Raw genomic sequence first — 12,108 nt, forward strand, 5'->3', positions numbered from 1 at the left:
GGCAATCCCTATGTTAAGCGCCGCGCCGCCGCTCGAGGGGTTCCTTGCGCGGCCATGTCGTATGCCGCAGCCCAACAAGAACAGGACCGCGATCGCCCGTGGCCGCCGCCGAGACCATCCAGACCGCCTCTTCCACCTCCAATGCCTATGGAGGTGCCCCCATGCGCTATGCGCTGGCGTTGCTCGGTCTTGCCGACGACAAGCGCCAGGCCGACCCCGGCGCGCTCGACCGCATCGCCGCGGATCTGGAGGCGCTGTTCGCCCTCTGGCGCGACAATGCCGAATTCCGCGACTTCGTCGCCGACCCGCGCTTTGATGCCGTCAAGCAGCGGGCGGGCGTCTTCGCCGTGCTCGACCGCGTCGGCATGGGCACGGAAGTGCGCAACCTGATCGGCGTGATGATCACCAACCGGCGGCTGTCGCAGTTGCCGGCGGTGGCGCAGGCCTTCGGCACCCTTCTGGCGGAGCGCCGCGGCCAGCAGACCGCCGTGGTGATCACCGCCCACCCGCTGACGGACACCCAGCGCGCCGCCATCGTCGCGCGGTTGACCGAGGCCGGGCATTCCAATGTGCGTCTGGCCGAGAGCATCGACGCATCGATCCTGGGGGGACTGATCGTTCGGATCGGTTCCCGCCTTTATGACAACAGCATCAAGTCCAAGCTGCAGCGACTGCAGTACGCTATGAAAGGGGCCGCCTGACCATGGATATTCGTCCCGCCGAAATCTCGGAGATTCTGAAAGCACAGATCGCCGGGTTCGACGCCGACGCCAACGTGGCCGAGGTGGGCACCGTGCTGACCGTGGGTGACGGCGTCGCCCGCGTCTATGGCCTGCAGAACGTCATGGCCGGCGAACTGGTGGAGTTCCCCGGTGCCGGCCTGCGCGGCATGGCGCTGAACCTCGAAGCCGACAATGTCGGCGTCGTGATCTTCGGCAACGACCAGGGCATCCGCGAGGGCGACACCGTCTCCCGCACCGGCTCGATCGTCGACGTGCCGGTGGGCAAGGGGCTGCTCGGCCGCGTGGTCGATGCGCTCGGCAACCCGATCGACGGCAAGGGTCCGCTGACCGACGTGACGCGCACCCGCGTCGAGGTGAAGGCGCCGGGCATCATTCCCCGCAAGTCCGTGCATGAGCCGATGCAGACCGGCATCAAGGCGATCGACAGCCTGATCCCGATCGGCCGCGGCCAGCGCGAGCTGATCATCGGCGACCGCCAGACCGGCAAGACGGCGGTGATCATCGACACGATCATCAACCAGAAGCCGATCAATGCGGGCGGCGACGAGTCCAAGAAGCTCTACACCATCTATGTCGCGATCGGGCAGAAGCGCTCCACCGTTGCCCAGCTGGTGAAGACGCTGGAGGAGCAGGGCGCGCTCGAATACTCGATCATCGTGGCTGCCACGGCGTCCGACCCGGCGCCGATGCAGTTCCTCGCGCCGTATTCCGGCTGCGCGATGGGCGAATTCTTCCGCGATAACGGCATGCACGCCGTCATCTTCTACGACGACCTGTCCAAGCAGGCCGTTGCCTACCGCCAGATGTCGCTGCTGCTGCGCCGTCCGCCGGGCCGCGAGGCCTATCCGGGCGACGTGTTCTACCTGCATTCGCGCCTGCTCGAGCGCGCGGCGAAGATGAACGACGATTTCGGCAATGGCTCGCTGACCGCGCTGCCGGTCATCGAGACGCAGGCGGGCGACGTGTCGGCCTACATCCCGACCAACGTCATCAGCATCACCGACGGCCAGATCTTCCTTGAGACCGAGCTGTTCTACAAGGGCATCCGCCCGGCGGTGAACGTCGGCCTGTCGGTGTCGCGCGTCGGTTCCGCCGCGCAGATCAAGGCGATGAAGCAGGTTGCGGGCAAGATCAAGCTGGAGCTCGCCCAGTACCGCGAAATGGCCGCCTTCGCGCAGTTCGCCTCGGACCTCGATGCGACGACGCAGGCGCTGCTCGCCCGCGGCGCGCGCCTGACCGAGCTGCTGAAGCAGCCGCAGTACAAGCCGGTTCCGGTCGAGGAGCAGGTGATCTCGCTGTTCGCCGGCACGCGCGGCTATCTGGACCGCATCACGGTCGCCCAGGTCGGCGAGTTCGAGCGCCGGTTGCTGGCCGACCTCAAGGTCCGCGAGCCGGGCATCGTCGAGGCGATCCGCAACGACCGCGAGATCAAGAAGCCGACCGAAGACAAGCTGGTGGCGTTCCTCGACGCCTTCGCCAAGTCCTTCGGCTGATACGGGCAGGTCGCGGAGAGCCATAGATGGCGAGCCTCAAGGCCCTGCGCATGCGGATCAACAGCGTGAAGTCCACGCGCAAGATCACGCAGGCGATGAAGATGGTGGCGGCGGCGAAGCTGCGCCGCGCGCAGACGCGCGCCGAAGCCGCGCGTCCCTATGCCGAGCGGATGGAGCGCATGCTCGCCTCCCTCGGTTCCGCGGTGGCGGGCCAGCCCGACGCCCCGCGTCTGCTGGTCGGTACCGGCGGCGATGCCGTGCACCTGCTGGTCGTGATCAGCGGCGATCGCGGGCTGGCCGGTGCCTTCAACACCAATGTGGGGCGCTTCGCGCGCACCCGCATCCGGGAATTGGAAGGCCATGGCAAGACGGTGAAGATCCTCGCCGTCGGCCGCAAGGGCGCGGTCTTCCTGAAGCGGGAATTCGCCTCGCGCTTCCTCGGCGAGATCTCCTTCGCCGGCAAGAAGGTGGTCGGCTTCGAGGACGCGGCCCAGGTCGCGGCCCAGATCACCGAACTGCTGGACGAGGGCGCCTTCGACGTCTGCTCCCTGGTCTACAACCGCTTCCGCAACGTGATCACGCAGGTTCCCACGGAACAGCAGATGATCCCGGCTGCGCTGCCGGAGGAAAAGGGCGAGGACGCCCCCGCCGGCCCGCAGGCGCTGTATGAATACGAGCCGGCGGAGGACGAGATCCTGGCCGCCTTGCTGCCGCAGAACCTTGCCGTGCAGATCTATCGCGCGATCCTGGAGACCAATGCCGGCTTCTACGGCAGCCAGATGACCGCGATGGACAATGCCACGCGCAATGCCGGCGAAATGATCAACAAGCTTACGCTGAACTACAACCGTACACGCCAGGCCAACATCACCCGGGAGCTGATCGAGATCATCTCCGGTGCTGAAGCCCTTTGAGCAGGGAAACCGCGCGATGAAGAACAACGTTGGCAAGGTCACGCAGGTGCTGGGCGCCGTCGTGGACGTGCAGTTCCCGCAGGACCTGCCGAACATGCTGAACGCCCTGCACACCAAGGTCGAGGACCGCACGCTGGTTCTCGAAGTGGCGCAGCACCTGGGCGAGCGCACCGTGCGCTGCATCGCCATGGACACCACGGACGGGCTGGTGCGCGGCACCGAAGTGGTCGACACCGGCGCGGGCATCACGGTGCCGGTCGGTCCCGGCACGCTGGGGCGTATCCTGAACGTGATCGGCGAGCCGATCGACGAGCGCGGCCCGGTGCCGCACGAGAAGTCCTACGCCATCCACCGCGACGCGCCGGCCTTCGACGAGCAGGCGACGGCGGCCGAGATCCTCGTCACCGGCATCAAGGTCATCGACCTGCTGGCGCCCTACCTGAAGGGCGGCAAGATCGGCCTGTTCGGCGGCGCCGGCGTGGGCAAGACCGTCACCATCCAGGAACTGATCAACAACGTCGCCAAGGGCCATGGCGGCGTGTCGGTCTTCGCCGGCGTGGGTGAACGCACCCGCGAAGGCAACGACCTGTACCACGAAATGGTCGATGCCGGCGTCATCAAGCTCGGCGAGGGCACGACCGAAGGCTCCAAGGTGGCGCTGGTCTATGGCCAGATGAACGAGCCGCCGGGCGCGCGTGCGCGCGTGGCGCTGTCGGGCCTGTCGATGGCGGAATACTTCCGCGACGAGCAGGGCCAGGACGTTCTGTTCTTCATCGACAACATCTTCCGCTTCACCCAGGCGGGCGCGGAAGTGTCGGCGCTGCTGGGCCGCATCCCCTCGGCGGTGGGCTATCAGCCGACGCTCGCCACCGACATGGGCGCGCTGCAGGAACGCATCACCTCGACGAAGAAGGGTTCGATCACCTCGGTGCAGGCGATCTACGTGCCCGCCGACGACTTGACCGACCCGGCGCCGGCGACCTCCTTCGCGCACCTTGACGCGACGACGGTGCTCAACCGCTCGATCGCGGAACTCGGCATCTTCCCGGCGGTGGACCCGCTCGACTCCACGAGCCGCGCGATGGACCCGCGCATCGTGGGCGAGGACCACTACAACACCGCCCGCGAAGTGCAGAAGATCCTGCAGACCTACAAGTCGCTGCAGGACATCATCGCCATCCTGGGCATGGATGAGCTGTCGGAGGAGGACAAGCTGGTCGTGGCGCGCGCGCGCAAGATCCAGCGCTTCCTGTCGCAGCCCTTCCATGTCGCGGAAGTCTTCACCGGCTCCCCGGGCGTGTTCGTGAAGCTCGAGGACACGATCCGGTCCTTCTCGGCCATCTGCAAGGGCGAGTTCGACCATCTGCCGGAAGCCGCCTTCTACATGGTCGGCACGATTGAAGACGCGGCCAAGAAGGCCGAGGGGTTGAAGGCCGCGGCCTGAAGGCCGCAGCTTTCGTTCGACCCTCAGACGCCGGGCGGCGGCCATCCGGCCGCCTTGGCTTCCGCCGCATCGCTGGCGCGCCTGGGGATGAGTCTAGTGGGCGGCGCCGGCCGCTGTGCAGCCGGATCCGTCGAACGCGGCGCCTCGCTTCTGCGATCGCGCCGTTTGCAGTGTCGCAGTAGGGACGGTTTCCGATGGCCACTTTCCAGCTCGAATTCGTCTCCCCCGAGAAGCTGCTGCTCTCGCGTCCGGTGGAGATGGCGCTTCTTCCCGCCGCCGAGGGCGAGATGGGCGTGCTTCCCGGACATGCGCCGATGATCGTCGCGCTGCGTGGCGGCGTGATCGGCGTGCAGGAGGGCGGGCAGATCACCGAACGCCTGTTCGTAGCCGGCGGATTCGCCGAGATTACGCCCAACCGCGTCACCATTCTTGCTGATGACGCGACGCCGGTGGCTCAATTGTCGCGCAGCGACGCCGAGCGCCGCATCGCCGAGTGCGAGACGGCGCTTGCCGAGGCACAGAGCGGGACACCGGAAAGGCGCGATGCCGCCATGGCGCGTCTGCTTGCGGCCCGCGCCATGCTGGATGCCGCCCAGGCGGCCTGACCGCCAGGCGCGCCGGCGATGCCCCTGGCGCGGGCGAATACGAAGTCGTGACGACGACCCGATGCGGCCGCCACGCGAAGGGCGCATTTCCGTGACACGCGAGGTGTCCGCAGCCGGTCGATCGGTGGTTTGGATCGCGACCGAACGGCAGCCAAGGCCCGTGACAGTCCGTCTTGAAACTGTCACAGCCTGGACCAGACTGCCGGCGAGACCATTCTGGTCCGCACTGGCCCCCGGCGCGAGGTAGCGATGAAGCACTGGCATATCGACGAGGTGGGGTGGGACCAGTTCGATCCGTCGAAGGTCGACCCGCAGATCGTGCCTCTGGTGAAGGCGGCGGCGATGGTCGAGCGCAACGCCGCCGATTACGTCACCTACCTGACCCGCGTCTTCATCGACGATCCGGACTTCCAGGCCGCGGCGGAGCATTGGGGCGTTGAGGAAACCCAGCATGGCGACGCGCTGGGCCGCTGGGGCGAGATCGCCGATCCCGGTTGGAATTTCCAGGCTGCCTTTGCGCGCTATCGTGCCGGCTACCAGATCCAGCTCGACGCCGATGCCTCCATCCGCGGGTCCCGCACAGGCGAGTTGATCGCGCGTTGCATGGTCGAGACCGGCACCTCCTCCTATTACACCGCGCTCGCCGACTCGACCGCCGAACCGGCGCTGAAGCAGGTCTGCAAGCTGATCGCGGCGGATGAATACCGCCACTTCAAGCTGTTCTACGATCACATGAGGCGGTACTTGGCACGCGAGCAACTGTCCTTCCCCAAGCGCCTGCGAGTCGCCCTTGGCCGCATCGGGGAGAGCGAGGATGACGAACTGGCCTACGCCTTCCACTGCGGCAATGAGCCGGAAGGGATGCCGTATGACCATGACCGCTGCATCGCCGGCTATATGGGCCGTGCGATGGGTTTCTATCAGTTCCGCCACATCGAACGCAGCATGGGCATGATCTTCAAGTCGATCGGCCTTCAGCCTCGCGGGCGGATGGCCGACATCGCCGCGAAGGGCGCCTGGAAGCTTCTGTGCTGGCGGCGGGACCGGTACCAGCAGGCGTTGCGTCGTGCGGCGAACGAGAATGCCGGGAATACGGCGGCCGCCGCCTGACGTGCGGATGGCCTGGTCGGGCATCTGCCCGTTCAAGCCACTCCACCAAGAGCCGGGCCTTCGGAAATCGGTGCCGGTCGGCCAGCCGTGAGGTGAGTGAAGGATCCCGCAACTCACAGAACGACTGACCCTGGCGCCGGGCGCCAGTCGGTAGCGGTCGACGCGCGGGTTGGCCCGGTGGTGTGATCCGTCGAGGCGCCGCGGTCCGGCCTGTTCTGCAGGATGCAGGCCCCCTGGTCGCGACCGATGATTTCCACTTCTCCAGGCGCGCAGGCACCGGGTGCAAACCTTTGGTCCGCTTGGCCGCGCCCGAACGACCGGCGGGCCGCATGCGCGGCCTGGCCACGGATCGAAGAAGCCTCGCGCCGTCGTTTTGACTCCCACGAGGCCGCCACGCGCAGCGGCGCGGTCTTGGCACGCCCGCCGCGCCGGCCTGGGACAGTCCTTCCGCCACCGGTAAGCTTCCTGCGATTCGCTGAAGTCACGGCGCGAAACACCCGGCCCGGCATTGGTCCCCTGGCTGCTTTCCGGGCTTTGCACCGGGTTTAAGAAAAAAATTCGGGCTGGCCTCATTTTTCACTTTTCCGCCGGTCTGGGCGGGCGTATACGCCCGCCCAGACGCAGTACGCACGTGCCTCTGGCCCCCGGCCTCCCCGGCCAAAGGGTTTACGCAACGACGTCAAGCGTTCTGGCAACCCCGTCCGGCCAAGCCGGGCGGCCCAATTTGGTCGCTGGTTCGTTCGACCGTTTCGTCAACCTTGGGCCGTCGCCTTAACAGGCGGTCCACCGGAGCCTGGAGTGTGCGGCGATGACCCCGAAGATCGCTGAGTACCTGCGCGATTCCGCGCCTGCGACCCCCTGCCTCGTCGTGGACGTGGACCGTGTGGAGCAGAATTATCGCCGTCTGAAGGACGCGCTGCCGCTGGCGCGCGTCTATTATGCGGTTAAGGCCAATCCGGCGGCGGCGATCCTGTCGCGGCTGACCGGGCTTGGGTCGTCCTTCGACGCGGCTTCGTGGGAGGAGATCGAGGCCTGCCTCGTCGCCGGCGCCGAACCGTCCGCCATTTCCTTCGGCAATACGGTGAAGAAGGTCTCGGCCATCCGCGCGGCGCATGACGCGGGCGTGACCATGTTCGCCTTCGACAGCGAGCCCGAATTGCTGAAGATCGCGCAGCACGCACCGGGCGCGCGCGTCTATTGCCGTATCCTGGTCGAGAACAAGGGCGCCGAATGGCCGCTCAGCCGCAAGTTCGGCTGCGAGCTGGAGATGGCGCGCGACCTGATGGTGCAGGCGCGCGACCTTGGCCTCGATCCCTATGGCATCTCCTTCCATGTTGGCAGCCAGCAGACCTCGACCGGCGCCTATGAAGGGGCCATCGCGCGCGTCGCCATGCTGTTCACCGACCTCAAGGAGGCCGGGGTGAAGTTGCGCATGGTCAATCTCGGTGGTGGCTACCCCGTGCGGTACCGCGCGGAGGTCCCGGCCATCGACGATTTCGGCATGGCCATCATGGGTGCCATGACCCAGCATTTCGGCAATGACCTGCCGGAGATGCTGATCGAGCCGGGCCGCTTCATGGTCGGCGATGCCGGTGTCGTGTCCAGCGAGGTCGTGCTGGTGTCGCGCAAGGCGAAGGATGATCCGGTGCGTTGGGTCTACCTCGACATCGGGCGTTTCGGCGGCCTGGCGGAGACCGAGGGCGAGGCGATCAAATACGCCTTCAGGACGCCGCATGACGGCGGTTCGGATGGGCCGGTCACGATCGCCGGGCCGACCTGCGACAGCACGGACACGCTGTACGAGAAGTCCAACTACCGCCTGCCGTTGGCGCTCGCCTGTGGGGATCGCGTCGAGCTGCTGGCGACCGGCGCCTATGTGACGAGCTACGCCTCGCAGAACTTCAACGGCTTCAAGCCGCTGGCCGAGCATTACATCTGACGAACGGCGGTCGAGGCGGAACCGGGCGAGGCAGAGCCCGCTCTGCGCTGGGATAGGCTGAAGGGTGGAGGGGCGTTGCCCCTCCGGTTCGCCACGCCAAAGGGCCGTGGCCCCCTTGCACGACACATGTCGATCCGGCGCAACGCCCGAATCTGGTCGTGTGCCAAGCGCAACATCCCCTCGCCACGCCCAACAGTTTCGCATGGCATCACAGTCGGGTTCCAAAAGGCGTAGAGCAGGAGCCGTTCGCCTTCGCTTACGTTTCCCGCTCCATGTCTTTGTTTGATCGTGTGATTCACGCCTCCGGTGATTCCGCCTGCGGCGACCATGCTCGAAGCCTTTGGCAGAGTAAGGTTTGCAGAAGGCAAAGCCCTCCAAAGACCCCCGCCGCTCATCGACGCGCCCCTGACGCCAAAGCCCCCTCTGGCTTCGCCCCTCCCAGGGAATGTCCCCTTCCGCGCCCCGCGCCCGATTATGCGTTTCGCTTCACCGCCATGCCGGATAGGATGCGGCCATGGACAGCATAGACCGGAACATCTTGGTCGCGCTGCAGCACGATGGTGCGGCGGGTCTGGCCGAACTCGCCAAGGTCGCCGGCCTGTCGGTGTCCGCTACGGCCGAACGCGTCAAGCGGCTGGAGGAACGCGGCACGATCCGCGGCTGGCGGGCGGATCTCAACCCCGCGGCGGTGGGCTGTCCTTTGCTCGCCTGGGTCTTCGTCGGTCTGCGTGCTGGGGCGCAGGAGCAGAAGTTCCGCGACTCGATGCTGCCGCTGGAACAGGTGCTGGAGTGCCACGCCGTCAGCGGCCCCTGGACATGTATGCTGAAACTGCGCGCCGCCGGGATGGCCGAACTGGAAGCCTTCGTCAGCCAGGATATCCGCCGCCGCGCCGGGGTGGAGCGGACCGAGACGGTCATCGCCCTGCTCACGGCAAAGGAAACGGCGATGCTCCCGGTCGCCCCGCCGGATGACGACGAAGAGTGACGCGGCGCCGGCGGCTGGTGCAGGCTTGGCACACATGAGCCGCCGTCAGTTGGAGATCACGCCCGACCTGGTGCTTCGCGCCTATGCCGCGGGGGTCTTCCCCATGGCCGAGAGCCGCGGGTCGGATCGGATGTACTGGCTGGATCCGGCCTTGCGGGGGGTGCTGCCGCTCGATGCCGGCTTTCATCTGCCGCGGCGGCTTCGGCGCACGGTGCTGTCGGGCCGTTTCACCGTCACCGCCGACCACGATTTCGCCGGTGCCATACGCGGCTGCGCCGAACCTGCGCCGGGGCGCGCCGACACCTGGATCAATGCCGAGATCGAGGGGCTGTTCCTCGAACTCCATCGCCGTGGCTTCGCCCATTCGGTCGAAACCTGGTCGGAGGGTCGCCTGGTCGGCGGGTTGTATGGCGTCACCCTCGGCGGCGCCTTCTTCGGGGAGAGCATGTTCTCCCGCGTCACCGATGCCTCCAAGGTTGCGCTGGTGCACTTGGTCGCAAGGCTGCGGCTGTGCGGCTACGTGCTGTGCGACACCCAGTTCCTGACGACGCACCTCGCCCGCTTCGGCACGGTCGAGATTCCGAAGGCCGAATACAAGGCGCGGCTGGCGGCGGCGCTGGATGTCCCGGCGCGCTGGGTGGCGGAGGTCGGGCCGGATCGCATCGCGGCGGAGATCAGGGCCTTGCGGAGCCCAGACGATACCGCCGCTTGAGGCCGCACCGCCGACGCGCAGGCGCGCTCCGACGCGATGATGGCGCCCCGCGACGCGCCTTGCCGCAGGGTGGCTCGTGCGGGTGCTTCCGGGTTTTTCACGCCACCATGTCACAGCTGGCGCGGCTGTCTCGTCCTGCTGCCGAACCCCGGATGCAGGAGAGCACCGATGACAACCCGGCTAAACCACTGGACTGCCGCGCCCAAGGTCATGCAGGCCATGATGGCGCTGGAGAAGGCCTCGCGCAGCAATGGGCTGGAGCACAGCCTGCTGGAACTCGTGAAGACCCGGGCGTCGATCATCAACCGCTGCGCCTTCTGCATCGATATGCACACACGGGAAGCGCGCGCGGCGGGTGAGACGGAGGAGCGGCTGTACATGCTCGCCGCCTGGGAGGAAGCGACCTGCTACACGCCGCGCGAACGCGCGGCGCTTGCCTGGGTGGATGCGCTGACCCGGCTGTCGGAGACCGGCGCGCCGGATGCGGCCTATGATGCCGTCGCTGCCGAGTTCACCCCGGAGGAGCAGGTGGCGCTGACACTCGCGATCGTGACGATCAATGGCTGGAACCGCTTCGCCGTCGGCTTCCGGGCCGAGCCGGCGCGTGGCGGCAAGGTGGCGGCCTGATGTCGGGCGCCGCGGCCGGGGCGGAGGCCTTCACCGCCGCCCGCCCGCGGCTGCGGGCGCTGGCCTACCGTTTCCTCGGTTCCATGGCGGATGCCGAGGACATGGTGCAGGCCGCCTGGCTGCGCTGGGCGGAGGCGGACCAGGATGCGGTGGCGGATGCCGAGGCGTATCTGCGCCGCATCGTCGCGCGGCTGTGCCTGGACGAACTGAAATCGGCGCGGCGCAAGCGCGATACCTATATCGGCCCCTGGCTGCCCGAGCCGGTGGTCGAGACCGACCCGCTCGCCGGCCAGGCGGCGGCGGAAGAAGTGTCCGTCGCGCTGATGCTGGCGCTGGAACGCCTGTCCCCGCTGGAGCGCGCCGCCTTCCTGCTGCACGAGGTGTTTGGCGGGACATCCGAGGATGTGGCCGCGACGCTGGGGCGGACGCCGGCGGCGGTGCGGCAACTGGCGGCCCGCGCTCGGGCGCATGTGCAGGAGGCGCGGCCGCGTTTCCCCGTCTCGCCCGAGGACGGGCAGCGCATCGCCGGTGCGTTCCGCGCCGCGATCGAGACCGGCGACGCGGCGGCGTTGCAACGGCTGTTGGCGGAGGATGCCGTGCTGCGGACTGATGGCGGCGGGGTGGTGTCCGCCGCGATCAACCCGGTGTTCGGGGCGGAGCGTATCGCGCGGTTCTTCTCGGGGCTGGCGCGCAAGGCGCGGCTCGGGCGGCGGCACGAGATGGCGTGGATCAACGGGCTGCCCGGCTATGTCACGCGGTTCGAGGATGGGAGCGTGCAGACCACGGCGCTGGAGATCGAGGGCGGGGCGATCCGGTCGGTGTATGTGGTGCGGAACCCGGAGAAGCTGCGGGGGTTGCTTGGGTGATTTGGAGAGGGCTTTGCCCCCTCCAAGCCTCCCCCACCAAAGGCCCGAGGCCTTTGGAAACCGACACCTTGCGCTATGCGGCGGGCGATCGACGCTTGTAGAGGTCTCACGGTCCCAGCGACCGATATCGCTGATGGGTTGCGTGGCCAATCGTGTCAGCATCGCTTCCCGGCCTTGCGGCATTGGGCCCTGCTTCGCCTCTAGTGCCATTCCGCCAATTCCACCGTGACCCCTTCCGGCCCATCCAGGAACACTAGCTTCCTGGAATGAAAATCCATGATCTCGGTGCGCGTGTGGAAGCCGAGCGCCCTGAGCTTGGCGACTTCAGCCGCGACATCGTCCACCGCGAAGCAGATGTGGTTCATGCCGAGCTTGTTCAGGTCGCGGATATGCGGGTCGGGCAGGGGATCGGGATGCCAGTAGTGCAGGAGCTGGATCTCGGTGCGCGGGGAGGCGCCGTCCAGCACCAGCGTCACGTGATCCGCCTTGATGCCCGGGACGCCCATGTAGGAGGCGAAGGGTTCGCCTTCGATGACGACGGCCTGGGCCTCGCTGAAGCCAAGCGCCGCGAAGAAGGCCTTCGCCTGCGCCAGGTCCCGTACCACGATGGTGAGGTGGTCGAAGTGCCGCAGCATGTGCCGTTCTCCCGCACCCGCCAGAACAATTGCGA

The 12,108-nt window shown here is 67.3% G+C and carries 12 protein-coding genes; 11 read left to right on the forward strand and 1 reads right to left on the reverse strand.

The window, feature by feature from the left end; translation table 11 throughout:
* Positions 1–98 precede the first annotated feature (98 nt).
* From atpH to AAFN86_RS11110, 11 genes are all read left to right on the forward strand, one after another.
* Positions 99–701 carry an ATP synthase F1 subunit delta gene (gene atpH / locus AAFN86_RS11060; RefSeq protein ID WP_347543369.1) on the forward strand — a complete coding sequence of 201 codons (603 nt, stop codon included), beginning with the start codon at positions 99–101 and terminating at the stop codon, positions 699–701.
* Positions 702–703: 2 nt separating this feature from the next.
* Complete coding sequence (gene atpA, locus AAFN86_RS11065) at positions 704–2,236, forward strand: F0F1 ATP synthase subunit alpha (protein WP_347543370.1); 1,533 nt, start codon at positions 704–706, stop codon at positions 2,234–2,236.
* Positions 2,237–2,262: 26 nt separating this feature from the next.
* Positions 2,263–3,150 carry a F0F1 ATP synthase subunit gamma gene (locus AAFN86_RS11070; protein ID WP_347543371.1) on the forward strand — a complete coding sequence of 296 codons (888 nt, stop codon included), beginning with the start codon at positions 2,263–2,265 and terminating at the stop codon, positions 3,148–3,150.
* Between the two features lie 16 nt (positions 3,151–3,166).
* The gene (gene atpD / locus AAFN86_RS11075) at positions 3,167–4,594 is read left to right on the forward strand and encodes a F0F1 ATP synthase subunit beta (protein WP_347543372.1); all 1,428 of its coding nucleotides are present in this window, start codon (positions 3,167–3,169) and stop codon (positions 4,592–4,594) included.
* A 194-nt stretch (positions 4,595–4,788) separates the two neighbouring features.
* Positions 4,789–5,199: an ATP synthase F1 subunit epsilon gene (gene atpC, locus AAFN86_RS11080; protein WP_347543373.1), complete on the forward strand. Its 411-nt coding sequence runs from the start codon at positions 4,789–4,791 to the stop codon at positions 5,197–5,199.
* 249 nt (positions 5,200–5,448) lie between these two features.
* On the forward strand, positions 5,449–6,309 hold the full coding sequence (locus tag AAFN86_RS11085) for a ferritin-like domain-containing protein (protein WP_347543374.1): 861 nt from the start codon (positions 5,449–5,451) through the stop codon (positions 6,307–6,309).
* An 808-nt stretch (positions 6,310–7,117) separates the two neighbouring features.
* Complete coding sequence (locus tag AAFN86_RS11090; RefSeq protein ID WP_347543375.1) at positions 7,118–8,248, forward strand: type III PLP-dependent enzyme; 1,131 nt, start codon at positions 7,118–7,120, stop codon at positions 8,246–8,248.
* Positions 8,249–8,762: 514 nt separating this feature from the next.
* Positions 8,763–9,233 (forward strand): Lrp/AsnC family transcriptional regulator, encoded by a 471-nt coding sequence (locus AAFN86_RS11095; protein ID WP_347543376.1) that lies wholly within the window; start codon positions 8,763–8,765, stop codon positions 9,231–9,233.
* A gap of 34 nt (positions 9,234–9,267) precedes the next feature.
* Entirely contained in the window at positions 9,268–9,945 is a 678-nt protein-coding gene (gene aat, locus AAFN86_RS11100) for a leucyl/phenylalanyl-tRNA--protein transferase (RefSeq protein ID WP_347543377.1), read from the forward strand.
* Between the two features lie 168 nt (positions 9,946–10,113).
* On the forward strand, positions 10,114–10,572 hold the full coding sequence (locus AAFN86_RS11105; RefSeq protein ID WP_347543378.1) for a carboxymuconolactone decarboxylase family protein: 459 nt from the start codon (positions 10,114–10,116) through the stop codon (positions 10,570–10,572).
* Positions 10,572–11,438: a sigma-70 family RNA polymerase sigma factor gene (locus AAFN86_RS11110; RefSeq protein ID WP_347543379.1), complete on the forward strand. Its 867-nt coding sequence runs from the start codon at positions 10,572–10,574 to the stop codon at positions 11,436–11,438. Before AAFN86_RS11105 ends, AAFN86_RS11110 begins: the two co-directional genes overlap by 1 nt.
* Before the next feature lie 200 nt (positions 11,439–11,638).
* On the opposite strand, the gene AAFN86_RS11115 is transcribed toward AAFN86_RS11110, so the two are convergent.
* Entirely contained in the window at positions 11,639–12,073 is a 435-nt protein-coding gene (locus tag AAFN86_RS11115; RefSeq protein WP_347543380.1) for a VOC family protein, read from the reverse strand.
* Between the last annotated feature and the right edge of the window lie 35 nt (positions 12,074–12,108).

Origin of the sequence: Roseomonas sp. CAU 1739, from assembly GCF_039839775.1 — a bacterium.
Taxonomy (GTDB): domain Bacteria; phylum Pseudomonadota; class Alphaproteobacteria; order Acetobacterales; family Acetobacteraceae; genus Neoroseomonas.

Excerpts from the sequence above, each read along its gene's own strand:
- atpD (WP_347543372.1), top strand. The coding sequence starts at position 3,167 with ATGAAGAACAACGTTGGCAAGGTCACGCAGGTGCTGGGCGCCGTCGTG.
- AAFN86_RS11090 (WP_347543375.1), top strand. The coding sequence starts at position 7,118 with ATGACCCCGAAGATCGCTGAGTACCTGCGCGATTCCGCGCCTGCGACC.
- AAFN86_RS11085 (WP_347543374.1), top strand. The coding sequence starts at position 5,449 with ATGAAGCACTGGCATATCGACGAGGTGGGGTGGGACCAGTTCGATCCG.
- atpA (WP_347543370.1), top strand. The coding sequence starts at position 704 with ATGGATATTCGTCCCGCCGAAATCTCGGAGATTCTGAAAGCACAGATC.
- AAFN86_RS11110 (WP_347543379.1), top strand. The coding sequence starts at position 10,572 with ATGTCGGGCGCCGCGGCCGGGGCGGAGGCCTTCACCGCCGCCCGCCCG.
- aat (WP_347543377.1), top strand. The coding sequence starts at position 9,268 with ATGAGCCGCCGTCAGTTGGAGATCACGCCCGACCTGGTGCTTCGCGCC.
- AAFN86_RS11115 (WP_347543380.1), bottom strand. The coding sequence starts at position 12,073 with ATGCTGCGGCACTTCGACCACCTCACCATCGTGGTACGGGACCTGGCG.
- AAFN86_RS11105 (WP_347543378.1), top strand. The coding sequence starts at position 10,114 with ATGACAACCCGGCTAAACCACTGGACTGCCGCGCCCAAGGTCATGCAG.
- atpC (WP_347543373.1), top strand. The coding sequence starts at position 4,789 with ATGGCCACTTTCCAGCTCGAATTCGTCTCCCCCGAGAAGCTGCTGCTC.
- AAFN86_RS11095 (WP_347543376.1), top strand. The coding sequence starts at position 8,763 with ATGGACAGCATAGACCGGAACATCTTGGTCGCGCTGCAGCACGATGGT.
- AAFN86_RS11070 (WP_347543371.1), top strand. The coding sequence starts at position 2,263 with ATGGCGAGCCTCAAGGCCCTGCGCATGCGGATCAACAGCGTGAAGTCC.